20 protein-coding genes and 1 pseudogene are annotated in these 23191 nt (G+C 60.5%); 13 read left to right on the top strand and 8 right to left on the bottom strand.

Annotated elements, in window-relative coordinates; translation table 11 throughout:
• Positions 1-190 precede the first annotated feature (190 nt).
• Genes CUN63_RS03430 through CUN63_RS03415 form a run of 4 tightly spaced genes read left to right on the top strand, consistent with a single transcriptional unit; the run spans position 191 to position 5766 of the window.
• Positions 191-2095, top strand: coding sequence for a sigma-54-dependent Fis family transcriptional regulator (locus CUN63_RS03430; RefSeq protein ID WP_129437208.1), 1905 nt, complete (start codon positions 191-193; stop codon positions 2093-2095).
• Complete coding sequence (locus CUN63_RS03425; RefSeq protein WP_129437206.1) at positions 2095-3813, top strand: ABC transporter ATP-binding protein; 1719 nt, start codon at positions 2095-2097, stop codon at positions 3811-3813. Before CUN63_RS03430 ends, CUN63_RS03425 begins: the two co-directional genes overlap by 1 nt.
• Positions 3803-4480, top strand: a complete 678-nt coding sequence (locus CUN63_RS03420) for a S8 family serine peptidase (RefSeq protein WP_129437204.1) — start codon at positions 3803-3805, stop codon at positions 4478-4480. Before CUN63_RS03425 ends, CUN63_RS03420 begins: the two co-directional genes overlap by 11 nt.
• Entirely contained in the window at positions 4477-5766 is a 1290-nt protein-coding gene (locus tag CUN63_RS03415; protein ID WP_129437202.1) for a tryptophan 7-halogenase, read from the top strand. Before CUN63_RS03420 ends, CUN63_RS03415 begins: the two co-directional genes overlap by 4 nt.
• Before the next feature lie 142 nt (positions 5767-5908).
• Here CUN63_RS03415 and CUN63_RS03410 read toward each other — a convergent pair whose 3' ends face one another.
• The gene (locus CUN63_RS03410; protein WP_129437200.1) at positions 5909-7399 is read right to left on the bottom strand and encodes an aldehyde dehydrogenase; all 1491 of its coding nucleotides are present in this window, start codon (positions 7397-7399) and stop codon (positions 5909-5911) included.
• 287 nt (positions 7400-7686) lie between these two features.
• Here CUN63_RS03410 and CUN63_RS03405 point away from each other — a divergent pair, with 287 nt between their 5' ends.
• Entirely contained in the window at positions 7687-7941 is a 255-nt protein-coding gene (locus CUN63_RS03405) for a DUF1652 domain-containing protein (protein ID WP_129437198.1), read from the top strand.
• Positions 7942-7991: 50 nt separating this feature from the next.
• On the opposite strand, the gene CUN63_RS03400 is transcribed toward CUN63_RS03405, so the two are convergent.
• Positions 7992-8348 carry a hypothetical protein gene (locus CUN63_RS03400; RefSeq protein ID WP_123368360.1) on the bottom strand — a complete coding sequence of 119 codons (357 nt, stop codon included), beginning with the start codon at positions 8346-8348 and terminating at the stop codon, positions 7992-7994.
• A gap of 343 nt (positions 8349-8691) precedes the next feature.
• Between CUN63_RS03400 and peaA the strand changes: the two genes are divergently transcribed.
• The 4 genes from peaA (at position 8692) to peaD (ending at position 13267) form a co-directional block, all read left to right on the top strand.
• Complete coding sequence (gene peaA, locus CUN63_RS03395) at positions 8692-10272, top strand: quinohemoprotein amine dehydrogenase subunit alpha (protein ID WP_129437196.1); 1581 nt, start codon at positions 8692-8694, stop codon at positions 10270-10272.
• Between the two features lie 95 nt (positions 10273-10367).
• Entirely contained in the window at positions 10368-11798 is a 1431-nt protein-coding gene (gene peaB, locus CUN63_RS03390; protein ID WP_076028106.1) for a quinohemoprotein amine dehydrogenase maturation protein, read from the top strand.
• A 1-nt stretch (position 11799) separates the two neighbouring features.
• Positions 11800-12123, top strand: a complete 324-nt coding sequence (gene qhpC / locus CUN63_RS03385) for a quinohemoprotein amine dehydrogenase subunit gamma (RefSeq protein ID WP_129437194.1) — start codon at positions 11800-11802, stop codon at positions 12121-12123.
• 25 nt (positions 12124-12148) lie between these two features.
• Positions 12149-13267 (top strand): quinohemoprotein amine dehydrogenase subunit beta, encoded by a 1119-nt coding sequence (peaD, locus tag CUN63_RS03380; RefSeq protein WP_129437192.1) that lies wholly within the window; start codon positions 12149-12151, stop codon positions 13265-13267.
• 153 nt (positions 13268-13420) lie between these two features.
• Here peaD and CUN63_RS03375 read toward each other — a convergent pair whose 3' ends face one another.
• Both CUN63_RS03375 and CUN63_RS03370 read right to left on the bottom strand, forming a co-directional pair.
• Entirely contained in the window at positions 13421-13822 is a 402-nt protein-coding gene (locus CUN63_RS03375; protein ID WP_129437190.1) for a lysozyme inhibitor LprI family protein, read from the bottom strand.
• Between the two features lie 65 nt (positions 13823-13887).
• Positions 13888-14280: pseudogene (locus CUN63_RS03370) on the bottom strand (GFA family protein); the annotation flags it as partial.
• Positions 14281-14579: 299 nt separating this feature from the next.
• On the opposite strand from CUN63_RS03370, the gene CUN63_RS03360 reads away from it, so the two are divergent.
• A complete protein-coding gene (locus CUN63_RS03360) occupies positions 14580-15068 on the top strand; it encodes an SRPBCC family protein (protein ID WP_129437188.1) in 489 nt (162 codons plus the stop codon).
• A gap of 538 nt (positions 15069-15606) precedes the next feature.
• Here the strand turns inward: CUN63_RS03360 and inhA are convergent.
• Positions 15607-16302 (bottom strand): isonitrile hydratase, encoded by a 696-nt coding sequence (gene inhA / locus CUN63_RS03355; RefSeq protein ID WP_129437186.1) that lies wholly within the window; start codon positions 16300-16302, stop codon positions 15607-15609.
• 90 nt (positions 16303-16392) lie between these two features.
• On the opposite strand from inhA, the gene CUN63_RS03350 reads away from it, so the two are divergent.
• Positions 16393-17376 carry a GlxA family transcriptional regulator gene (locus CUN63_RS03350; protein ID WP_129437184.1) on the top strand — a complete coding sequence of 328 codons (984 nt, stop codon included), beginning with the start codon at positions 16393-16395 and terminating at the stop codon, positions 17374-17376.
• Here CUN63_RS03350 and CUN63_RS03345 read toward each other — a convergent pair.
• The 3 genes from CUN63_RS03345 to CUN63_RS03335 all read right to left on the bottom strand — a co-directional run bounded on the left by CUN63_RS03345 (position 17345) and on the right by CUN63_RS03335 (position 20666).
• A complete protein-coding gene (locus CUN63_RS03345) occupies positions 17345-18247 on the bottom strand; it encodes an alpha/beta fold hydrolase (RefSeq protein ID WP_129437182.1) in 903 nt (300 codons plus the stop codon). The genes CUN63_RS03350 and CUN63_RS03345 overlap by 32 nt on opposite strands.
• Positions 18248-18281: 34 nt before the next feature.
• Positions 18282-18671 carry a hypothetical protein gene (locus CUN63_RS03340; RefSeq protein ID WP_129437180.1) on the bottom strand — a complete coding sequence of 130 codons (390 nt, stop codon included), beginning with the start codon at positions 18669-18671 and terminating at the stop codon, positions 18282-18284.
• A gap of 168 nt (positions 18672-18839) precedes the next feature.
• Positions 18840-20666, bottom strand: a complete 1827-nt coding sequence (locus CUN63_RS03335; protein WP_129437178.1) for a glycoside hydrolase family 15 protein — start codon at positions 20664-20666, stop codon at positions 18840-18842.
• 335 nt (positions 20667-21001) lie between these two features.
• Between CUN63_RS03335 and CUN63_RS03330 the strand changes: the two genes are divergently transcribed.
• Positions 21002-22174, top strand: a complete 1173-nt coding sequence (locus tag CUN63_RS03330; RefSeq protein ID WP_129437176.1) for an MFS transporter — start codon at positions 21002-21004, stop codon at positions 22172-22174.
• Between the two features lie 169 nt (positions 22175-22343).
• The gene (locus CUN63_RS03320; protein ID WP_129437174.1) at positions 22344-23078 is read left to right on the top strand and encodes a thioesterase II family protein; all 735 of its coding nucleotides are present in this window, start codon (positions 22344-22346) and stop codon (positions 23076-23078) included.
• The last annotated feature ends 113 nt before the right edge of the window (positions 23079-23191 follow it).

The raw sequence follows: 23191 nt of genomic DNA, 5'->3' as shown, positions 1-23191 counted from the left end.
GCTGATCACAAATCTGTGGTTCAACTCGGTCAAGTGTGGGAGCGGGCTTGCTCGCGAAGAACGATAACGCGGTCCCCCGGATGAAACACAAGCGCCGTAAGGCACTTGCCATTGCCCTGACGTTAACGTAAAGATTGCGGCAGGGCGCTGAACTTGAAAAAGCGCAGGGCGGACCGATCCGGAGCGCTTGATGACGCTAATAAAAACAACTCCTCCCAAACTGCACCGCGAAGCCCGGCTGGCCCGGGAAAAACTCCATCTCGAGGGCGAAGTCCCGGATGGCGTGTTGCGGGCGGAAATCGATGCGTCGTGGCGGCGTAGCCTGAGCCATGGCGTGCATTTTAATGCCAAGCACGAGCTGGCGCTGGAATCGAGCGCGAGCCTCGACGTGCTGTTGGCGAGCAATCGGCTGCTGATCGACGCGGCATTGCCGGCCATCGATTACCTGGCCGAACGCCAGGGCAAGGAAGGGCTGATCATCCTTGCCAATTCCGACGCCACCATCCTCGCTGCCGAAGGTCGCGCCGACCGCTTCAGGGGCAGCGGCCTGCAAGACATCACCCTCGGCGCCTGCTGGAGCGAAGCCGCTCGCGGCACCAACGCGCTGGGCACCGCACTGGTGGAAGCCCGGCCAACGATGATCGATTGCGGCGAACATTACCTCGATCGCCTGACCGATTTCTCCTGCACCTCGGTGCCGATCCATTGCCCCCAAGGCGACATCCTTGGCGTGCTCGACCTGACCCGCGAAGGCCCGCTGGGCCGCGTGCATGACAGCACCGCGTTGCTGGCGATGGCCGTCAGCCAGATCGAAAGCCGGGTGTTCAACGCCAGTTATCCAGACGAGATCGTCCTGGCCTTCCACAGCCGTCGGCAGTACCTCGAATCCCCTTGGCAAGGTCTGTTGGCGGTGAGCCTTGGCGGGCAGATTCTCGCGGTCAGCGCCCAGGCCTGTCAGTTGCTCCACGCCGAGCGCTCGGCGCTGGTCGGTCGACGCTGTGAAGAGTTTCTGGGCGTCGATGGCTTGCAACTTCTGTCGCGTCTGCATCAGGGCGGTGTCGGCAGTTTGCAAACCGCCAAAGGCGAGTTCTTCTACAAAACCCTGCGTGCGCCGCAGCGTTCAATCAATGTCAGCACGCCGCCGCGCAGCACCGCGAAAACCGCCAAAGCACAACCGGATCTCGAATCCCTGGCCGGCAGCAATGTCCGTTATGCCCGAGCCTTGCGCATGGCCCGTCAAGGCCTGGCCAATGAGCTGCCGGTGTTGCTGCTGGGTGAAACCGGCACCGGTAAGGAAGTCATCGCCCGCGCCCTGCACATGGCCGGAACCCGCTGCGACAAACCCTTTGTCGCGGTGAACTGCGCGGCGATCCCCGAAGGCCTGATCGAGTCGGAACTGTTCGGCTACCGCGAAGGCGCGTTCACGGGCTCGCGTCGCGGCGGCATGATCGGTCGTCTGCAACAGGCCCATGGCGGCACCTTGTTTCTCGATGAAATCGGCGACATGCCGCTGGCCTTGCAGGCCCGTCTGTTGCGGGTGTTGCAGGACCGTAAAGTGGCACCGTTAGGCGCTGGCGAAGAGCAAGACATCGACGTCGCATTGATCTGCGCCACGCACCGCGACCTCAAGCGACTGGTCGAAGAAAAGCACTTTCGTGAGGACCTGTTTTATCGGGTCAACGGCATCAGCGTGATGCTCCCGGCATTGCGCGAGCGTGAGGATTTCAGCGGTCTGGTCGCTCGTCTGCTGGCCAAGCTGGATGCGCCGACGATGGTCCTGCATGACGATTTGAACCGCTTGCTCGGCGGCTATCACTGGCCGGGCAACATCCGCCAACTGGAAATGGTTTTACGAACGGCGCTGGCCATGCGCGAGCCGGGGGACACCGTACTCACCCTCGACCACTTGCCCGACAGCATGCTCGACGAACTGACCGCCACCGAACGCCCTCAGGCCGGCAGCATTCGCGAAAACGAACTGGAGCTGATTCGCCAGTCCCTGGACACTCACCAGGGCAACGTCTCGGCCGCCGCCGACGCCTTGGGCATCAGCCGCGCGACCTTGTATCGCAAGCTCAAACAGTTGCGCTCGTGATGCAGCGCCTGATCGTTCGGCTGATCGACAGCCAGAACCCCGAAGCCCTGCAAGCGGCGTTGCGCTGGCTCTACAGCTTCGTGCGACCCCATCGACTGGCGATTGCCGGGCTGCTCGGGTTATCGGTCTGCGCCTCGTTGCTGGTGCTGGTCCAGCCTTGGCTGACCAAGCTGCTGATCGACGATGGTTTGCTTGCACGCAACTTTCCGATGCTGGTGCTGATCGCCGGGCTGATGATCGTGGCCGGGCTGCTCGGAACGGGGTTGTCGGGGATCAACCGTTACCTGCACACGCGGCTGTCCGGGCGGATTCTGTTTGCCCTGCGCGATGACCTCTATCGACATCTGCAAACGCTCTCGCCGAGTTTCTACGGGCAGCGCCGCATCGGTGACCTGATGTCGCGCCTCGATGGCGACGTCGCGGAGATCCAGCGCTTTGCCGTGGACTCCTTGTTCTCGGCGGTATCGAGTGTGATCGGTCTGGTCTGCGCCGTAGCGATGCTGCTGACTCTGTCGTGGAAACTCTCGTTGCTGGCGCTGGTGCTGATTCCCCTCGACGTGCTCTGGCTGCGCTGGATGCGGCGCAAGGTCGAGCGCGATGTGCGGCAATTGCGTGAGCGCTCGGCGGACATGTCCTCGTTCATGGTCGAGACCTTGCCGGTGATGAAATTCATCCAGTCTGCTGGCCAGCAACAGCGTGAATCGCGACGCCTGGAGACGTTGGGCCAAGGCTACATGAGCCAGTTGCTGCGCCTGCAAGTCACTGAGTTTTTCACCCAGGCGGTGCCGGGCACACTGACTTCTCTGTCCCGCGCCTGTGCGTTTTTGATTGGCGGTTATTGGGTGGTGCAGGGGACCTGGCAATTGGGCGCGCTGATCGCGTTTTCCACCTATCTAGGCATGGCCGTCGGACCGGTGCAGAGCCTGCTGGGGCTCTATGTCGCGGTCCAACGAATGACCGTCAGCCTCGGGCGCGTGATGGAATTGCGCGGCGAAGAACCAACCGTTCTCACACCGGTCACGCCGCAGCCGATCCCGACCTCCGGCGAACTGCGTTTCGACGATGTGCACTTCAGTCATCCCGGTCGCCCGACAACTTTGCGCGGGATCGAAGCGCGAATTCCCTACGGTTTGAAAGTCGCCCTGAGCGGCGGCTCCGGGGTCGGTAAATCGACCCTGATCGACCTGCTGCAACGGCACCACGATCCGCAGTCCGGCCGCGTATTGCTGGGAGAGGTCGATCTGCGCGAACTGGACCTGTTCCAGTTGCGTCGGCGGATTGCCGTGGTCAGTCAGGACATCGTGCTGTTTCGCGGCAGCCTCGCCGACAATCTGGCCTACGCGGTGCCGGACGCCAGCCGTGAAGCGATTGCCGAAGTGGCGCGACTGGCGCAACTCGACAGCCTGATCGAGTCTTTGCCCGAAGGCCTCGACAGCCCGTTGGGCGAACGTGGTCAGCAGTTGTCCGGCGGGCAGAAACAACGCATCGCCATCGCCCGGGCGCTGTTACAGGATCCATTGATTCTGGTGCTGGACGAAGCGACCTCGGCGGTGGATGAAGCCACCGAGCGCGAAGTCATTGAAGCCATCGATCGACTGTTTGCCGGACGCACGCGGATCCTCATCAGCCACCGTCCTTCTACCTTGGCCGATGCCGATTTGCGCTTTGAATTGCTCGACGGCGTACTCACTTCAAAAACGGTGCTGCATGAAGCCTGAGCTGCGGATTGGCGTGGTGGACAGCGGTCACTCGGCGGCGCAGCGGGTGCAAGTAGTCGCCGGGCGGCGCTTCTCGTTGCTGGAGGATGGCCTGGCCGAAGGCGACTTGCGCGACGATCCGCTGGGCCACGGCAGCGCGGTGGTCGAGGCCATCGGTCGGCGGGCGCCTTCGGCGGTATTTTGCGTGGCTCAGGTGTTCGACCAGCGTGGAGTCACCAGCGCGTTGCAGATCGCCACGGCAATTGACTGGCTGGTGGCGCAGGACGTTCGGCTGATCAATTTGAGCCTCGGTCTGCGTCAGGATCGCAGCCTGTTGCGTGAAGCCTGTGGGTTGGCGGTGGCACGCGGGGTTTTGCTTTGCGCGTCCAGCCCGGCGCAGGGCGAGGGTGTGTTTCCGGCGAATTATCCACAGGTGCTGCAAGTCACCGGCGATGCACGTTGCGCCGAACAGGAATGGTCGTGGCTCAACAGCGCTCAAGCGGATTTCGCCGCGTGTGTGCATGGCACCTATCCGGGGCAGTCTGGCGCCAGTCTCGGCTGTGCGGCGTTGAGCGGGCACATCGCAGGTTTCCTGGTTGCTCATCCTGAGGCGAGCAACGAACTGATCATCGAATGGCTGCGGGAGAATGCCCGTTATCGCGGCCCTGAACGGCGCTTCGGACCATGATTTTGATTCTTGGCGCAGGGCCAGCGGGAGCGGCGGTTGCCTTGGGTTTGCGTCGGCTCGGTTATCCCGTGACGCTGGTCAGCGAATGGCGGCGGTTTGCGGCGCTGGAAGGCGTTTCCATTCGGGTGCTGGAGGCCTTGCGTGGCGCGGGGCTTCATCAGGCGCTGGCGGATGCGGCGCTGCCGTCTCAACGGCAGCTGTCATGGAACGGTCACCAGCATGCGCAGAACATCGAATTTTTACTGGATCGCCCGAGCTTTGATCGTGGTTTGCGCGAGGATCTGCGGCTGGCTGGCGTTGAGCTAATCGAAGGCCGAGTGCTGACGGTGCAGACATCGGCTTCGGGGCATCGGATCGAGGTCGAAGGGCGCGAGGCGCTGCTGGCGGATTTTCTGGTTGAGGCGCGGGGGCGTCAGGCTCCTGCGCTCGGCAAAGGTCTGCGCGGGCCGGAGACGGTCAGCCTGCTCAATCGCTGGCAAGGCACGCCGGGCAGCACCGCCAGTGCGGTGGAAAGCCTTGAGGACGGCTGGGCATGGATGGCCCGGCGAGCCGACGGTCAGTGTTACTGGCAATGGACCGTGGACGTGGCCAGTGCTGAATTGCCGGGCAAGGCGCAGTTGCTCGATTACTGTCGTCAACGGCGCCAAGGCTCGGCGTTGGCGCGTGCGTTTTTCGGTGTCGAGCCTGAGATCGATCTACAGCTGCATGCGCGCAGCAGCACGGCGATTCTATGCCCGCAGGTGTGTGGCGATAACTGGATTCGGGTAGGCGATGCGGCGATGGCGGTGGATCCGCTGTCGGGCAACGGGATTTTTCAGTCATTGTCCTCGGCGTTACAGGCGCCGACCGTGATCAACACGTTGTTGCGTAAACCCGAGCGAGCGGCGCTGGCTCAGCGCTTTCATCAGCAACGGGTGGGGCAGTTGTTTTTGCGTTTTGCGCGGATCGGGAGGGATTTTTATGCCGATGAGCAGCGTTGGTTGCAGCAGCCATTCTGGCAGGCGCGGCGGCAGTGGCCGGATGCTGAAGTGGTGCATGCCGAGGCGGATTTTTCCTCGCTGAGAATCGAGCGCGCGCCAGTGCTACGCGATGGATTTGTGGATGAGGCTGAGGTGGTGATCACGGCGGATCAGCCGATGGGGATCTGGCATGTGCAAGGGGTTGAGTTGGCGCCGTTGGTGCGGCGGTTGGGCAGTGAGCCTGCGGATCAGGTTTTGGCGGAGTTGACGGTGGAGCAGGGAAGGGTGGTTCGCAGTTGGTTGTTGGCTCAGGGGTTCAAACCCTGAAATTCATGTTGTCCGGGCTGGCCCTATCGCGAGCAAGCTCGCTCCCACAGGGAATTGTTGGTGTGACATAGATAGTGTTCACACCACAGAACTACTGTGGGAGCGAGCTTGCTCGCGATGGCGCCCGTGTGGGCGCCGCAGATCAGAGCTTGATCAACACCGACTTCAACTCGGTGTAATGCTCAATCGCCGCATACCCCATCTCCCGCCCAACCCCCGACATCTTGTACCCACCAAACGGCAACGCCGGGTCCAGTGCGCTGTGGCAATTGACCCACACCGAACCCGACTTGATCCGCGGAATCATCCGGTGCACCGCCGCCAAATCGTTCGACCAGATACTCGCCCCAAGCCCATATGGACTGTCATTGGCCATGCGCAACGCATCGGCTTCATCATCGAACGGAATCGCCACCAGCACCGGCCCGAAGATCTCTTCCTGCACCAATGAGTGTTTCTGATCGACATCGACGATCACCGTCGGTTTGACAAAAAAGCCTGGCCCAAACTGCTCACCACCGCAGGCGATCGTCGCACCACTTTCCCGTCCCTTTTCGATGTACCCGTAAACCCGGTCCTGCTGGCGCGCCGAGATCAGCGGCCCCATCTCGACACTTGGGTCCAGGCCGTTACCGAGCTTCATGGCATTGGCGATGTCGGCGATGTCCGCCACCACATTGTCGAAATGCTTACGCTGCACATACAGCCTGGAACCTGCACAGCACACCTGGCCCTGATTAAAGAAAATCGCGCTGGCGGCACCGGCTGCGGCGGTCTTCAGGTCGGCATCGGCCATGACGATGGTCGGCGATTTGCCGCCCAGTTCCAGGGTCACCCGGGTCATGGAGTCCATGGCGATCTTGCCGATCTGCTTGCCCACAGCGGTGGAGCCGGTGAAGGTCAGCTTGTCCACCAGCGGATTGTGGGTCAGGGCGGAACCTGCAGTGATGCCGGTGCCGGTGACCACGTTGAACACGCCTTCGGGGTAACCGGCCTCCAGCACCAACTCGGCGAGTTTCAGCGCGGTCAGCGGGGTTTCGTCGGCGGGTTTGAGCACCACGGTGCAACCGGTGGCCAGGGCCGGGCCGAGTTTCCAGCAGGCCAGCAGCAGCGGGAAGTTCCAGGCAACGATGGCGCCGACCACGCCCACCGCTTCGCGGCGGATGAAACTGTGGAATTGATCGTTGGGCATCAACGGTAGCGACACTTCAACGCTGGAACCTTCGATCTTGGTCGCCCAACCGGCCATGTAGCGCAGGAAGTCGATGGACAGTTGCACGTCCATCACCTGGGCCACGGCCGCGCTTTTGCCGTTGTTCAGGCATTCCAGTTGCGCCAGCAGTTCGGCGTCGCGTTCCAACAGGTCGGCGAGTTTCCACAGCAAGTTCTGCCGCTCCCGAGGTCGGGTGCGGCTCCAGGCCGAATCATCAAAGGCCTGACGGGCGGCGAGCACGGCGCGGTCGACATCCTCAGGTGTGGCCCGTGGCACGACGCACAGCACTTCGCCGGTGGCCGGGTTATGCAGGGGCATGGTCTGGCCGTCGGCGGCCTCGACCCAGTCGCCACCGATGAGCATGCGCGGGGCGCGCTGGATGAACGCCGAGGTGGCGGGAAGCAAATAAGGGAGGGGCATTTGTCGAGACCTCTTGTTGTTCGTGAAACGTGGCTTTCTTAACGGCTGGCAATGGCTGTGCCAAGTGCCCGCAAAGGCAGAGCCGCTCTTGGCTGGCGGGGGGTTGGGGCACTCAAGGGAATCGCGAGAACGCTGTGAGATTGTTGCAAATTGCGACAACTATGAGACGACGAGCAACCGGGTTGCGACCTTGAGGTACCCATTATTGAGGACTAGAATTTTCAGGATGGGTGGGTGAAATGACGGACCGTTCATCCGGCAATACATCTGGCGTGAGGGAGGTAACGATGTTCCTTTCAACCCTGGAAATTCAAAACATCATTGAACACAGTTTTCTGCCCTCCGTGTGCACCTGCACCATGGCGGCGGACCAGTCCCTGACGATTCGGGTCTGCGACTGCTTGACCGGCAAAGTGGATATAGTGGCCACCCACGTTCCCCTGTGGACACTGGACAGTCCCCATGCGATCGCGTCGCTGGTGGCGGACATGCAGCACGAGATCGACGTACACAAAAGCGTTCACCCCACCTATGACATCTGAACCGGCGTCACGCCGCACCGTGGGAAAGCGGTGCGGCCCGCGCCGATTATTCAGGCTGCAAACTTACGGGAAATTTCTTCGAACGTGTTGCCATCCACGGCAGCCAATAGCTTTCTGTCGTCCTTGAGCGTCGCCAGAAACGTCACTTCGGTTTCCTTTCCGGCCAGCATGAACCCGGCGATTGCGCCGATGGGCCCCAACAGCATGGCCCCGGCCACGCCAAAGCCGATGGCATCCTTGATGTTGTTGATCGAATCCTCGTTGGCCACTTCCACGCACTTGAACGATGAGAGCGGGAGGGTAATGCCAGGCCATGGGTGAAGCGACGTTCTGAGGGTGAAAACGCCGTCTCTGTACTCTCCATCACCCTGCAGAAAGTCCCCCGCCAGGACAGTGATGCTTGCCATTTTTTTATCCCCTGGTGGCAATCGGTGAACGACCATTTCGCGCTTGCAGGGAGGCGGCGTCAATCGTCGGCCGATGAACTGTTCCGGTCTGGCCATCTATGCTGTCTCAGACTGCAACAACTGTCGCGATATTAGACGCAGGCGATCTCGTTCAGCGATGGCGCAAAGCGGTCATCTACACGCAACGGATTGATTTAAAAGGTAATCGTCAAGCTGGCACGCTCCGTGTATTGCTCATCGCAGACGTTTCTCTTGCCTCCGTCAGCGGTGCGCCGCCGACGGCAGAAACCATAAAAACGATAAGCCACAAAAATAAGAAAGCACCGTGCGAGGTTCGACGTTGATGAAGAGAGAACTCCGATCAGGCCTGAGTGCCAGTCTGCTGGCCGTGGCCGCTTGTGTGGCGCTGCATTCGCCTTACAGCCTGGCAGCCCGCGACGCTCAGACCATCCTCAAGGAAACCTGTCAGGGCTGTCATACCCCCGAAGCCGATAACGCCCTGAGCCGTATAAGCCACCAGCGCAAAACCCCTGAAGGCTGGCTGATGAGCATCGCCCGCATGCAAACCATGCACGGTTTGCAGATCAGCGATGACGACCGCCGAACCCTGGTCAAATACCTGGCCGACACCCAGGGCCTGGCCCCAAGCGAGACCGATGGCGTGCGTTATGCGCTGGAACGTCGACTCAATACCGTCGAGAAATTCGACGACCAGACCAGCCAGATGTGCGGCCGCTGCCACTCCGGTGCGCGGGTCGCCCTGCAACGGCGTCCGGCCGAGGAATGGGAGCGTCTGGTGAACTTCCACCTCGGCCAATGGCCGTCCCTGGAATACCAGGCCCTGGCCCGTGACCGTGACTGGTTCGACCTGGCCCGCAAAGACATGGTGCCGCTGTTGGCCAAGCGTTATCCGCTGGACAACCCGGCCTGGAAAAAATGGCTGAGCACCGCGCCGAAAGCTGATGTTCTGGTCGGTGACTGGAGCTTCAGCGGCCACTTGCCGGGCAAGGGTGAAGTGGCCGGTGTGATGAGCGTTATGGCCGATGGCAGCGACACGTTCAAGGTCAGCGTCAATGGCCAATACGCCGACGGCAGCCCGTTCAACGGCGACGGCAGCGCGATTCTGTACACCGGTTACGAATGGCGCGGCAACGTGACCATCGACGGCGTGACCATGCGCCAGGTGTTCGCCGCCCAAGGCAATGCGATGCAGGGCCGGATGTTCGAGGCCGAGCACGATGAGCGTGGTCTGGACTTCGTCGCCGCCAAGCAGGGCAGTAGTCGTTTGCTGGCGGTGCAGCCGGGTTATCTGAAGGCTGGCGCTGAAACTGAAGTCACGCTTGTCGGCAGCGGTCTCACCGGCAAACCGTACTTCGGCAAAGGCGTGGAAGTGGTCGAGGTGCTGGAGCAAAGTCCAGAGCGCATGCGCGTCAAGCTCAAGGCTGCCGCCAATGCTCAACCGGGTCTGCGCAACGTCACCGTCGGCACGCTGAAAGGCCCGACCCTGTCGGTCTACAGCAAGATCGCTGAAGTTAAAGTCGTGCCCGAGTTCTCGGTGGCGCGGATTGGCGAGGGCGGTGGTTCGACGCCGAAAGTCCAGGGCCGTTTTGATGCCGAAGCCTGGGGCAAGGGCGCTGACGGCAAGTCGTATCGCATCGGCGTGTTCCCGGCGCAGTGGTCGGTCGAAGCCTTCGACGACCGGGCCAAGGAAGACGAGGACGTCAAGTTCGCCGGCACCATGCAGGCTGACAGCGGCGTGTTCACACCGGGCGATGCCGGGCCGAACCCGCAGCGCAAAATGTCCACCAACAATGCCGGCAACCTCAAGGTGATCGCCGCCGTCGACGACGCAGGGAAATCCCTGACCGGCGAAGGCCACATGATCGTCACCGTGCAACGCTGGAACAATCCACCCATTCCATGATTTTGAAAACGTGAGCTGGCTGACTTCAACGGCTTCAGACATTTTTTTGGAATGACCGTGAGCCCCGTAGAACGGGGTTTGCACAGGAGGTTGCAATGGGCGCTATTTTGAATCTGGTTGAGCGGAACCTGCACGAAGTGCACGTCGATGCCGACCGCATGCTGTTTCACATTCCCAGCAGTTCGCTGTTCGCCAGTGATGAGCTGACGGGCACCATCATCGACACCTTGCGCGGTCCCGGCTGTTCGTCGGACGACTTGATCCAGCGCTTGGCCGCTCGTTTCAACGGCGAGGAAATCACCGAGACCCTCCGTGAGCTGATGGCCCTGGAACTGGTCAGCGACGGCTCGCCGCTGACCCCCGACATCGGCACCAAGCGGGTCGAGCGCACGGCGATCAACACCGTGGTGCTCAACGTCAACACAGGCTGCAATCTGAGCTGCACCTACTGCTACAAGGAAGACCTGGACAAGCCATCGGCCGGCAAGAAAATGGACGTCGAAACGGCGGTCGCCTCAGTGGAAATGCTGCTGCGCGAATCCCCGGACGAAGAGCGTTTCACCGTGGTGTTTTTCGGCGGTGAGCCGCTGAGCAATCGCAAGCTGATCGAGTACATGGTCGACTATTGCGAGAAACGTTTCCGCGAGGCGGGCAAGTTCGTCGAGTTCGTCATGACCACCAACGCGACGCTGCTCACCGAAGAGACCGTGGACTACCTCAACGCCCACCGTTTTGGCCTGTCAGTCAGTATCGACGGACCGAAAACCGTGCACGACCGCAACCGCATCACCGTGGGCGGGCAGGGCACGTACGACGTGGTGCGGCGCAAGGCTGAAATGCTGCTGTCACGCTACAACAGTCGTCCGGTCGGTGCTCGGGTGACCCTGACCACCGGCGTCACCGACGTCGAAACTATCTGGGATCACCTGTTCAACGAACTGGGTTTTGCCGAGGTTGGCTTTGCACCGGTGACCTCCGGCGACATCAGCACCTTCAACCTGTCCAGCGACGAGCTGATCGAAGTCTTCGCCAACATGAAGAAACTCGGCCGGCGTTATCTGGAAGCGGCGCTGGAGCACCGCAACATCGGTTTCTCCAACCTGCACCAGCTGATCACCGACATCCACGAAGGCCACAAAAAAGCCCTGCCCTGCGGTGCGGGTCTGAAGATGCTGGCGGTGGATCACAAGGGTGAATTGAACCTGTGCCACCGCTTTACCGGCTCGAGCCTACCGACCTTCGGCAACGTCCACAGTGGGGTGAAACAGGTCGAGTTGAACGACTTCCTGTCCCAGCGCCTGGACCGCACCAACACCGGCTGCGAAGACTGCCAGATCCGCAATCTCTGCTCCGGCGGCTGCTACCACGAGAGCTATGCCCGTTACGGCGACCCGACCCACCCGACCTATCACTACTGCGAACTGATGCGTGACTGGGTCGACTTCGGCATCGAGGTCTACACCCGGATCATGGCCCACAACCCTGCGTTTATCAGCAGCTACATCACTCCGCGCAAGGCTCACTGATATGAAACATCTCAAGGCAATCAATAATAAAGCGCTGAAACTCGATGAGGCCGCGGGCGAAAACCGCATCGAAGAAGTGGTGGCGATGAGTTCCGTCGCTGGCTGCGCCTCGACCACCGACCCGGGTTGGGAAATCGATGCGTTTGGCGGTGTGTCGTCGCTGTGCCAGCCGATGGAAGCCGACCTTTACGGCTGCTCCGACCCTTGCTGGTGGCCGGCCCAGGTGCCCGACATGATGAGCACCTACCCGGACTGGAACAAGGATGCCCAGGCGTCCAATGAAAACTGGCGCAACCTCGGGACTGTCTTTCCAAAAGACAAGTAATCGGACAGAGAAGAAGGATTCCAGCATGCATCGCATCAAAGCCTGCGGCCTGACCGCGTTCGCCGTCCTGAGCGTGTGTTCGCTCACTGTTCTGGCCGATGAAAACACTGCTCTACAAGATGGTCACGAGTACATGTTGACCACCAATTACCCGAACAACCTGCACGTCATCGACGTGGTCACCGACACCTTGTTCAAGACCTGCAAAATGCCGGATGCCTTCGGTCCCGGCACCGTGCAGTTGTCGCCGGACCGCAAGACCGCTTACGTGCTGAACAACCACTACGCGGATGTCTATGGCGTCGAACTCGACAGCTGTAAACAGGTGTTCCACGCCAGCATCACCCAGAAACCGGGGGAGAAAGCGAGGTCCATGTTCGCCTTCACCCTCAGCCACGACGGTAAGGAGTTGTTCACCATCGCCAACCCGACGTTGATGCTCAACGACCGTTATGAAGTGCAGCAGCCTCGGCTTGATGTTTACGCCACCGACGCCGGCATGGACGCCAAACCCGTGCGCAGTTTCCCGGCGCCACGGCAATTGACGATCATGCAGAGCGGTGACGACGGCACGCTGTATGTGGCGGGGGCGGACGTCTACAAGGTCGATGTGAAAACCGGCAAGTTCGACGTGCTGATCCCCAGCCGTCATTGGAAACGCCCGGGCTACAGCGCACCGGACGTGCTTTACGTGTGGAACCAGCAGACTTATCGCCATGACTTCTCGCTGCTCTACACCGCCGCGAAATTCAAGGACAAGAATCAGGACCCGTTGACCGCCGAGTACCTCTATGGGCTGTTCAGCATCGACCTGAAAACCGGCAAGACCGAAACCACCGACTTCGGCCCGCTGACGGAAATCTACTTCAGCGGCATGCGCTCACCGAAGGACCCGAACCTGATGTTTGGCGTGCTCAACCGTTTGGCGAAGTACGACATCAAGGAGAAGAAAATGCTCCAGGCGGCGACGCTGGATCATTCCTACTACTGCATTTCGTTCAACAAGGACGGCAGCAAGATTTATCTGGCGGGGACGTTTAACGATGTGGCGATCTTTGATCCCGAGAGCATGAAGCAGATTGGCAGCATCAAGTTGCCGGGTGGGGATATGGCGATCACCACCGCGCAGATATTTGTTCGATAACCTCGGTGCCTGAACTGGCGCCTTCGTCGGATCGCCGCCCGGAGCAAGCCCGCTCCCACAGTAGGTCGTCGGTGAACACACAATTTGTGTATGACCGAAAACCACTGTGGGAGCGAGCTTGCTCGCGATGAGGCCCTTACAAGCACTGAATCATCAAGCCCCAGGCACCGGACAAGTCAAATCCCCCTCCTGACACTTCAAATAATTCTTGAAAGTCTCCACCCGTGCCTTGGTCAACTCAGTAACACAGTTGCTGTAGATCAGCGGATACACACTCCCGCCTTCCACTCCGACGCTCGAGAACTTGCACTCGGCATCCCAAAACGCAATCCACGAACGCTGCGCCCCGATCAGCAGCTTTTTGCTTTCGGGGTTGCTCTTCAAGCGCTCGTTGATCTGCTGGTAAAGCGCATTCAACTCCTTGTCCGCCGTCTTGTGCTGCTGCGCCGCGCACTGATTCATCGTCGCCTGATCGGCGGCGTTGTCGCAGTCCACCGCATAAGCAGCGGTAGTGAACAGCAGAGGCGTCAGTGCCAGAAGAAAGCGTGGGTGCATGGGGATTCTCGCTTTGACGTGGAAAGTTGGGGGCAGTGTAGCGCTACGTATTGGCCTGGCTTTGCCTGCCATTCAGGGTAATTTTCGATCGAGTCGTATTTGAGCCACGGCACATCATGTGACGTCCAGATATGCGCTTGCGGCGTCATTTTCGGGTCATCGTCCAATGTCGCCACACGAACAATGACGTGGGGTTGGACCAGGCGCTCAGCCATCAAGTGTGAACCGCAAACCGAACAGAAATACCGAAGCTTGCCCGGCGACGATTCGTAGCTATTCAGATGGCCCTGACCTTTGGTCCAGCGAAAATGTTCACGCATGACCCCGGCTGTCGAGGCGAATGCCGCAGCGTGTGCCTTGCGACAGGTTTGGCAGTGACAATGACTGATGGGCATGTCGAGGCTATCGACTTCGTATTCGATGGCTTTACACAAACAGCTGCCATGCAGGCTATTCATCGCGTGCTCCTGATTGCGTGAGGGTGGCTGCCCGCAGTAAAGCGTCAGCCGTGGCTTCGATGTCTTCACGCAAATGTAACTTCTCCAGCCAACTGTCGGGAATGCCCTGCACACTGTAATGAGCCCCAGCCAACAATGGCGAGCAGTTTCGGTCTACTCGTTTTGTTTTCAAACCAGCAGTTACACTTGGAAATGCAGCTGAATATTTCGTACAGGGTTGATTGCGATACCCGATTGATACAACTTTAGGGTTGGTCTTGTGGTCTTACAGGCCTACTGTTCAGTACAGGAGGTGACTTATGAATCCAGCATCAGATCGCATCGAAAGGAAGATCCTGCTCAAAACGCCGCGCTCGCAGGTCTGGCGTGTGCTGGCCAATGCCGAAGCCTTCGGACAGTGGTTTGGCGTGGCGCTGGAGGGCAAGCGTTTTGTCGCCGGTGAATGGACCCAGGGGCAGATTACGTACCCGGGTTATGAACACTTAATGTGGAACGTACTGGTGGAGCGGGTCGAACCCGAACGGGTGTTTTCGTTTCGCTGGCACCCGTATGCCGTGGAGCCTGAGCTCGATTACTCCCTGGAACCCACCACGCTGGTGAAGTTCGAGCTCGAAGACATGGTTGAAGGCACGTTACTCAAGGTCACCGAGTCCGGTTTCGATCACATCCCTCAGACGCGCCGGCTCAAGGCGTTCCGCATGGACAGCCGCGGTTGGGATGAACAGATGAACAACATCGAAGAGTTTCTCAAAGTCAGTGCCAAGGCGCGCGAGCGTCAGGAAGAGTGATGGCTGCCTGTCTAACCTTGGCTGAAACGGCCTCTATGCGTAATACCTGAGTGACCTAAGGGTTTTCGGAAGGGCTGGTATAGCGAATGTCTTACACGCGATGGTAGCTATGTCTTCTATTGCGGATTGGATCCGAAGCGTAATCTAGCCTCATCAACCGAAGCACAGGAAGTGCTCGGGATCATGGATGATCGACCATAAGCAAGGAATCGCTGCCGACAGGGAGTCGTAATGGTCTTGGGAAAACCCGCTTCGGCGGGTTTTTTTTCGCCTGCTGAAATTCGCTTCAGGACTCGAGTGGCCAAAGGCTTACACCCGTTGACGGGTATGTCGTCTTTTGATGCGTCACCGATGTGTTTAATCTGGCTCCATCAACTGAGTCGCAGGATGCACTCAGGATCACGGATGATCGACCATAGGCCCGGATGGCTGCTGACAGGATGTCGCAATGGTCTTGAGAAACCCGCTTAGGCGGGTTTTTTTGTGGGCGATGGAAAGTCCTCGATGCAGTCGGCCGCTGGCTGCGCCGAGGAATGGATCAACGTACTGACGCCCGGTCGAGTTTCGCCGCTACACGCTCGGTGATTTCCGAGCGCAGTTTCAATGACCCGGCGGCACGTTTGCGGGCTTCCTCCAGCACACTGACCGGAGCCGTCTCAGGACTGCCCGACGTAAACGGCGGTGCCGGGGCGTATTCGAGCTGCAACTGCACCAGCTCTGCCGTGTCCTTATCGAACAGCTCCGCGGCCAGGGTCAGGGCAAAATCGATGCCCGCGGTGATCCCGCCACCGGTTAGAAGATTGCCGTCGCGCACCACCCGATCCTTTACCGGGATCGCCCCCAAAGGCACCAGCAATTCGTGATAAGCCCAGTGAGTGGTGGCGCGTTTACCCTTCAGCAGACCCGCCGCACCGAGCACCAGCGCGCCGGTACACACCGACGTGACGTAACGCGCTTTGGCGGCTTGCTCCTTGATGAAGGCCAGCGTCTCTTCATCTTCCATCAACGGCCCGACGCCACTGCCGCCGGGAATGCAGATGACATCCAGCTGCGGGCAATCGTCGAACGTGGTGGTCGGTTTCAGCACCAGGCCCGTGCTTGCGGTAACGGGCATCAGGTCCTTCCAGATCAAATGCACCTTCACGTCCGGCAGCGAGGCCAGTACGTCGTAAGGGCCGGTGAGGTCCAGTTGCTGAACCTGTGGAAACAACAGAAAACCGATCTGCAACGCCATGGCATTTTTCTCATGAAGTGGGTGGACGACTTCACTTTAGGCTCGTAGGATTTGGCGTATACGCCAATAACCCCACGAATTACGCCAATCATGCCGAAAACCATTCACGTGCTCGCCTTTGCCAATGTGCAACTGCTCGACGTCACCGGGCCATTGCAGGTGTTCGCCTCGGCCAACGATATTTCCCGCCAGCAAGGTTTTCCGCCACCTTATGCGCCGTCGGTGATTGCCAGCGGTGGCGGGGCGGTGATGTCGTCGGCGGGGCTGGCGCTGTTGGCCGAGCCGTTGCCTGAAGAGGGTAGTGACACCTTGATCATTGCCGGTGGCTGGGGCGTTTACGACGCGGCGCAAGACGAACCGCTGGTGGCGTGGGTACGTGAACACGCGACGGGGTGTCGGCGAGTATCGTCGGTGTGCACCGGGGCATTTTTGCTGGCGGCCAGCGGCTGGCTCGATGGCCGGCGGGTGGTCACTCACTGGACTCGTTGCGAGCAGTTGGCGCAGCAGCATCCGCGGCTGCAGGTTGAGCCCAATCCGATTTTCATCAATGACGGCCCGGTCTGGACCTCGGCCGGGGTCACCGCTGGCATCGACCTTGCGCTGGCCATGGTCGAAGAAGATCTTGGCCGCACGATGGCCCTGGAAGTCGCGCGGCAACTGGTAGTGTTCCTGAAACGCCCCGGCGGCCAGTCGCAGTTCAGCGTCACCCTTTCTTTGCAAAAGGAAGGCAACCGTTTCGACGAACTTCATGCCTGGATCAGTGAAAACCTCACCAAGGACTTGGGCATCCCGACCCTGGCCTTGCAGGCCGGCATGAGCGAACGCAGCTTCGTCCGCCATTACCGCGCTGACACCGGCCAGACTCCGGCCCGGGCCATCGAACTGATTCGGGTCGAGACCGCCCGACGTTTGCTCAGCGATACCGGCGTGCCGATCAAACGGGTGGCGGTGCAATGCGGTTTCGGCAGCGAAGAGACGCTTCGACGCAGCTTTCTGCGGGCCATGGGCGTGACCCCGCAGGCCTATCGCGAGCGTTTCAGCGTCAGCCCTCCAGCAGATCCAGTAACGCTCTGAGCGTTGCCTCGGGCGCTTCTTCGGGAATGTTATGCCCGACGCCCGCCAACACTCGCCGCTCATAACACCCGGTGAAATGGGTGATGTCTTCGTCTATCTCCGGTGTCGGTCCGACGCCATCGTCGGCACCGCACAGGGAAATCGTCGGTACGCTGATCGGCGGCTGTCGGGTCAGCGCTTCTTCGATCCACTCCAGCGCCGGGTCGCCGGGCGCGTACATGAACCGGTGGCGGTAGGAGTGAATCACCACCTCGACGAAATCCGGATTATCGAAGGCCGGTGCACTTGACGGATACAACTCAGGGCCTTTGGTCCAGGTGGGTGACCACAACTTCCAGAGCAGTTCGCACAAGGCCCGGCGATTTTTCGTCAGGCCTTCGACGCCGCGTGGCGTGTGGAAGTAGTACTGATACCAGAGGCGGTGCTCGGTTTCCGGGTCCAACGGTTCGGTGGAATGGGGAATGTCCTGAAGGTTGTAACCGTCGCCGGTCACCAGGCAACGAACCCGCTCGGGCCATAGCGCCGCCACGATGCACGCCGCCCGACCGCCCCAGTCGTAGCCGCACAGGGCAGCTTGTTTAATCGCCAGCGCATCCATCAGCTCCAGCAAATCCTGAGCGAGGGCGGCTTGTTGTCCGGAGCGCAGGGTGTCGGGGTGGTTGAAACGGGTCGGGCCGTAACCGCGCAGGTACGGGACGATGACGCGGTAGCCCTTGGCGGCGAGGGTCGGGGCGATTTCGTCGTAGGCGCGGGGGGAGTAGGGGAAGCCGTGGAGGAGGATGACGGCTTCGCCGGTGGTGGGGCCGTGTTCTTCATAGGCGAGCGACAAACCTGGAGTTTGGGTGAAGTGGATCAGCGCTTCATTGTTCATTCGATACTCCAGAGAGGTTGTATTTGCCTAATTCCTAGACTTCCACTTCCGCCACTTGATTGAAGTACTTCGACCGATCCGGCGTAAACGTCACCACCATGTTGGTCCGCGAACAGGTCAACGCCCGTTCTTCACCCAAATCAACATCCAGATCTTCCCCGCGTAACCCTTGCCACTGAGCGAGGTACTTGAGGGATCCGTATTTTTCGAGTTTCTTCAGGCTGCGGCTGACGCCACCTTTCCAGCCCAGCACCGGAAGTTCGCCGGCAAGGCAGCGTTGGGCGAGTTCGGGGAAACGGGCGGCGCGTTGGCGGCCGATCTCCCAGCATTTGATCAGGCCCTTGTCCTGGCCTTCCCACAATTCATCCCGGTTCAGACCTGACCGGAGTGGGGCGTCGATGCTGCGGTGGATGCGCTGGGTCATTCTGGTTCCTTGAATTCGGGTTTTGTTGGACAGCTCCGCTGTACCCGTTGACGGTGGATGGTAGGGATGGATGTAACGGCTGGCAACAAAGGATTTTCCGGCGGTGGATGCAGGTTTTGTTTAAGCAGTGCAGGACTTCGGGCTACACAAACCTGTGGCGAGGTGCTCTCACGGCTGCCAGAAACTCTTCTCCCCACTCAATTTCCGATCCAGGAAACTGGCCGCACTGATCAGTGCCAAATGCGTCAGCGCTTGCGGCGTATTCCCCAGATGCCGCGCATGGCTGTCGAACTCTTCGGCGTACAACCCCAGTGGGTTGGCGTACCTCAGCAACTGTTCAAATTCCAGATGCGCCTTTTCCACCCGGCCGGCGCGGGCCAGGCATTCGACGTACCAGAATGAGCACGCGGCGAAGGCGCCTTCGGTGCCGTCGAGGCCGTCGATTCGGGTGTCGTCATTGCGATAGCGGTAAACCATGCCGTCGCGTACCAGGTTCTTTTCGATGGCGTCGAGGGTCGCGAGCCAGCGCGGGTCTTTGGCGCTGACGAAGCGCACCAGCGGCATCAGCAGCATCGAGCCATCCAGCGCGGTACCGCCGATGTACTGGACGAAGTGCCCGCGTTCTTCGTTCCAGAAGTTTTCCCAGATGTCAGCGTAGATCGCCTGTCGGGTCTGGTCCCAGCGGGCGAACGGGGCGGGCAGTGAGCGTTTTGAGGCGAGGCGAATGGCCCGGTCCAGTGCGACCCAGCACATCAGCCGCGAGTGCAGGAAGTGATGCTGCTCGCCGCGCATTTCCCAGATGCCGACGTCCTTTTGCTCCCAGGTTTCACAGACCTGATCGACCACCTCCACAGCGTGTTTCCAGCCTTCATGGGAGATGGCGTCACCGTATTTGTTGACCAGGTACACCGCGTCCATCAGTTCGCCGAAGATGTCGAGTTGGACCTGGTCGTAAGCCTGATTGCCGATCCGTACCGGTGTCGCGTCGCCATGACCGGAGAGGTGCGAGAGTTCGGTTTCCGGCAATTCCTGGCGGCCATCGATGGCATAGAGGATGTTCAGTTTCATCGGTTTTCCGTGGCAATCGCTGACCCGCCCGCGCAACCAGCGCATGTAATCATTGGCTTCCTGAACGAAGCCCAGGCGCATGAACGCATAGACGGTGAACGAGGCGTCGCGGATCCACGTGTAGCGGTAGTCCCAGTTGCGCACGCCGCCAGGCGTTTCCGGCAGGCCGAACGTGGCGGCGGCGAGGATCGCGCCGTGTTTGCGCGAGGTCAGCAGCTTCAACGCCAGGGCCGAGCGATTGACCATCTCCCGCCAGCGGCCGCGATAGTTGGATTGGCCGATCCAGTCGCGCCAGAACTTCAGGGTCCGTTCCAGGCAGATGGTGGCGGCGCCTTCCTTGAATCGCGGATCGTCGATACCGCCAAGCATGAATTCGGCGCTCTGGTCCTGTTCGAGGGTGAATTCGGCGACTGCCGCATGGCCGTCGATACGTAGAACCTGGTCCGAAGACAGGCGCAGGGACGGCTGATTGGCGGCCTCGAAGGTCACGTCCTTTTCATCCATGCGTGCGCGGGTCTTGGCGCGAGCGTAGTCATGGCGCACGGCGCAGCGCATGTGAAACGTTGCCTGGCCGCTGACTACACGAACCCGGCGCATCAGCACCGGCGTGGCATCTTCGCTGTCGCCGATGGGCAGCAGGTCGGTGACTTCGACGACTGCGCGGTCGCTGAGCCAACGGGTTTGCAGCACATTGGTGTCAGGCAGGTAAATCTGCTCGCGGCGAGCGTCGGGTAAATCCGGTGACAGTTGGAAAATCCCGGCCTCGGGCGTGTCCAGCAGCGAGCAGAAGATCGACGGACTGTCGAATTCCGGCCAGCAGAAAAAATCCACGCTGCCCTTGTCATTGACCAGTGCCGCGCTGCGCATGTCGCCGATGATGCCGTGGGCATCGATAGCGCTTTGTCGTTCGGGATGATGATCAGCCATTGCCGTGAAACTCCGGATAAAGGCTCAGGGCTACTTGTTGGGCGAGGGAAATCTGCATGAGGATTAAGGCCTCGAGTAAAGGGCTTAACTAGCTGACTGGTTTGAGCGGTAGAGAGTTCATTTGGCGGAAAAGGGGGTCGTCTCTGCGGGCCCCTTCGCGAGCAAGCCCGCTCCCACAATAGATTTTTGGTGTACACAAATTTTATGCATGGCCGAGAACCCATGTGGGAGCGGGCTTGCTCGCGAAGGGGCCTTCACATTCAACCAACAATTAGCCGCTATCCCCTCTGTCAGCGTTTATGGCAACTTGCAGGCCCTTGTTGAGACCCCGAACCATGGCAAACCCCTACCGCGAACTGTTCAAAGCCCCAGGCAGCAGCGCTTTTGTGCTGGCCGGGATGATCGCGCGCATGCCGATTTCCATGACCGGCATCGGCCTGATCACCATGCTCTCGCAATTGCAGGGTGGCTATGGACTGGCCGGCGCCGTGACGGCGACGTTTGCCCTGGCCACGGCGTTTTGTGCGCCGCAGGTTTCGCGGCTGGTGGACCGTTTCGGGCAGCGTCGGATCTTGCCGGTGTCGGCACTGATCGGTGGCGGGGCGTTGTTGCTGGTGTTGCTTTGCACTCGCTTGCAGGCGCCGCAGTGGACGTTATTTGTGTTCGCAGCGTTAGCCGGTTGCATGCCGAGCATGTCGGCGATGGTGCGGGCGCGCTGGACCGAGGTGTATCGCGGCCAGCCAGCGCTGCAAACCGCTTATGCGCTGGAGTCAGTGCTGGACGAGGTCTGTTTTATTGTCGGGCCGCCACTGTCAGTGGGGTTGTGCGTGGTGGCATTCCCCGAGGCCGGGCCGTTGGCGGCGTTGCTGATGCTGGCGATCGGGGTGACGGCGTTTGTGCTGCAACGTGACACCGAGCCGGCGATTCATCCTCATGAAGACCATCATCAGGCCTCGATCATTCGTTCCAGCGAGATTCAGTTACTGATGCTGTTGATGGTCGCCATGGGCACCATCGTCGGCGTGGTGGATGTGGTCAGCGTGGCGTTCGCCCAGCAGCAGGGCCAGCCGGCGGCGGCGAGCATTGTGTTGTCGGTGTATGCCATCGGTTCGTGCCTGGCCGGTTTGGCGTTCGGGGCGTTGCGCTCGAAACTGCCGTTGCCGCAACTGTTCCTGTACGGCGGGGTGGCGACGGCGGTGACCACGCTGCCGTTGCTGCTGGCAACGAACATTCTCGGGCTGTCGCTGGCGGTGTTCGTCGCCGGGTTGTTCTTTGCGCCGACGCTGATTGTGGCGATGGCGTTGGTGGAGCGCATCGTGCCGCCGGCCAAACTCACTGAAGGCCTGACCTGGCTGGTGACCGGGTTGAGCATTGGTGTGGCGATTGGTGCGGCCAGTTCCGGGTGGCTGGTGGATGCATTTGGAGCGCGTAGCGGGTTCTGGGTGGCGATTGCGGCTGGTGCCGTGGTCCTCGGATCGGCGGTGCAAAGCTTCCGCCACTTGAAATGATGAATAAATGTGGGAGCGGGCTTGCTCGCGAATGCGGTGGGTCAAACAACATCAACGTTGACTGACACACCGCATTCGCGAGCAAGCCCGCTCCCACATTTGGATCTTCGACTAATTCAAGACCGACCTCATCCGTTCTCTTAACAGACAACTTTTCGAGGTAAACCCGGTGACCCAGCTGACATTGCTCTGCCTGCCCTATTCGGGCGCGAGTGCCATGGTCTATAGCCGCTGGCGACGCAAACTGCCGGAGTGGCTCAAGCTGCAACCCGTGGAACTTCCGGGGCGTGGCGCCCGGTTTGGCGAACCCTTGCACACCGACATGCGACGCTTGGCGCTGCAACTGGCGCAAGAACAAAAAGCCACGCTCAAGGCGCCGTATGCGCTGTTTGGCCATAGCCTTGGCGCGTTGCTCGCCTGTGAGATGGCCCATGCGTTTCGCTCGCTCGGCTGCCCGGAACCGGTGGCGCTGTTCGCTTCGGGCACCGCCGCACCGACCCTGCGTGCCGACTACGATCGGGGTTTCGCCGAGCCCAAAACCGATGCCGAACTGATCGAACAATTGCGCACCCTCAACGGCACCAGTGAAGAGGTGCTGGCCAACGAAGAGCTGATGAGCCTGACGCTGCCGGTCCTGCGTGCGGACTTTCTCCTATGCGGGCGCTTCGAGCCGCAGCAGCGTCCCTTGCTCAAGTGCCCGGTTCACGCGCTCGGCGGCAAGGCTGATCGCGCCACCACCGAACAGTTGATCGGTTGGAGCAAGGAAACCCACGGTAGCTTTTCGGTGGACATGCTCGCTGGCGGACACTTCTTTATCCACGAGCACGAAGCCAAGGTGTTGCGGGTGATCAAGGATCAGCTGGACGTTCATCATCGGCGGCATGGGTTGATGGCGGTCAGCTAAACCCGAACATCACTCACCCCCTGTGGGAGCGAGCTTGCTCCGGGCGGCGTTCCGACGATGGCGGCCGGATAGTCAACATCTATGTCGCCTGTCATGGCCCTATCGCGAGCAAG

This window comes from Pseudomonas sp. ACM7 (genome assembly GCF_004136015.1).
GTDB lineage: Bacteria > Pseudomonadota > Gammaproteobacteria > Pseudomonadales > Pseudomonadaceae > Aquipseudomonas > Aquipseudomonas frigoris.
The sequence above is the reverse complement of the archived record's forward strand: the minus strand, read 5'-3'. Positions and strand labels throughout refer to the sequence as shown.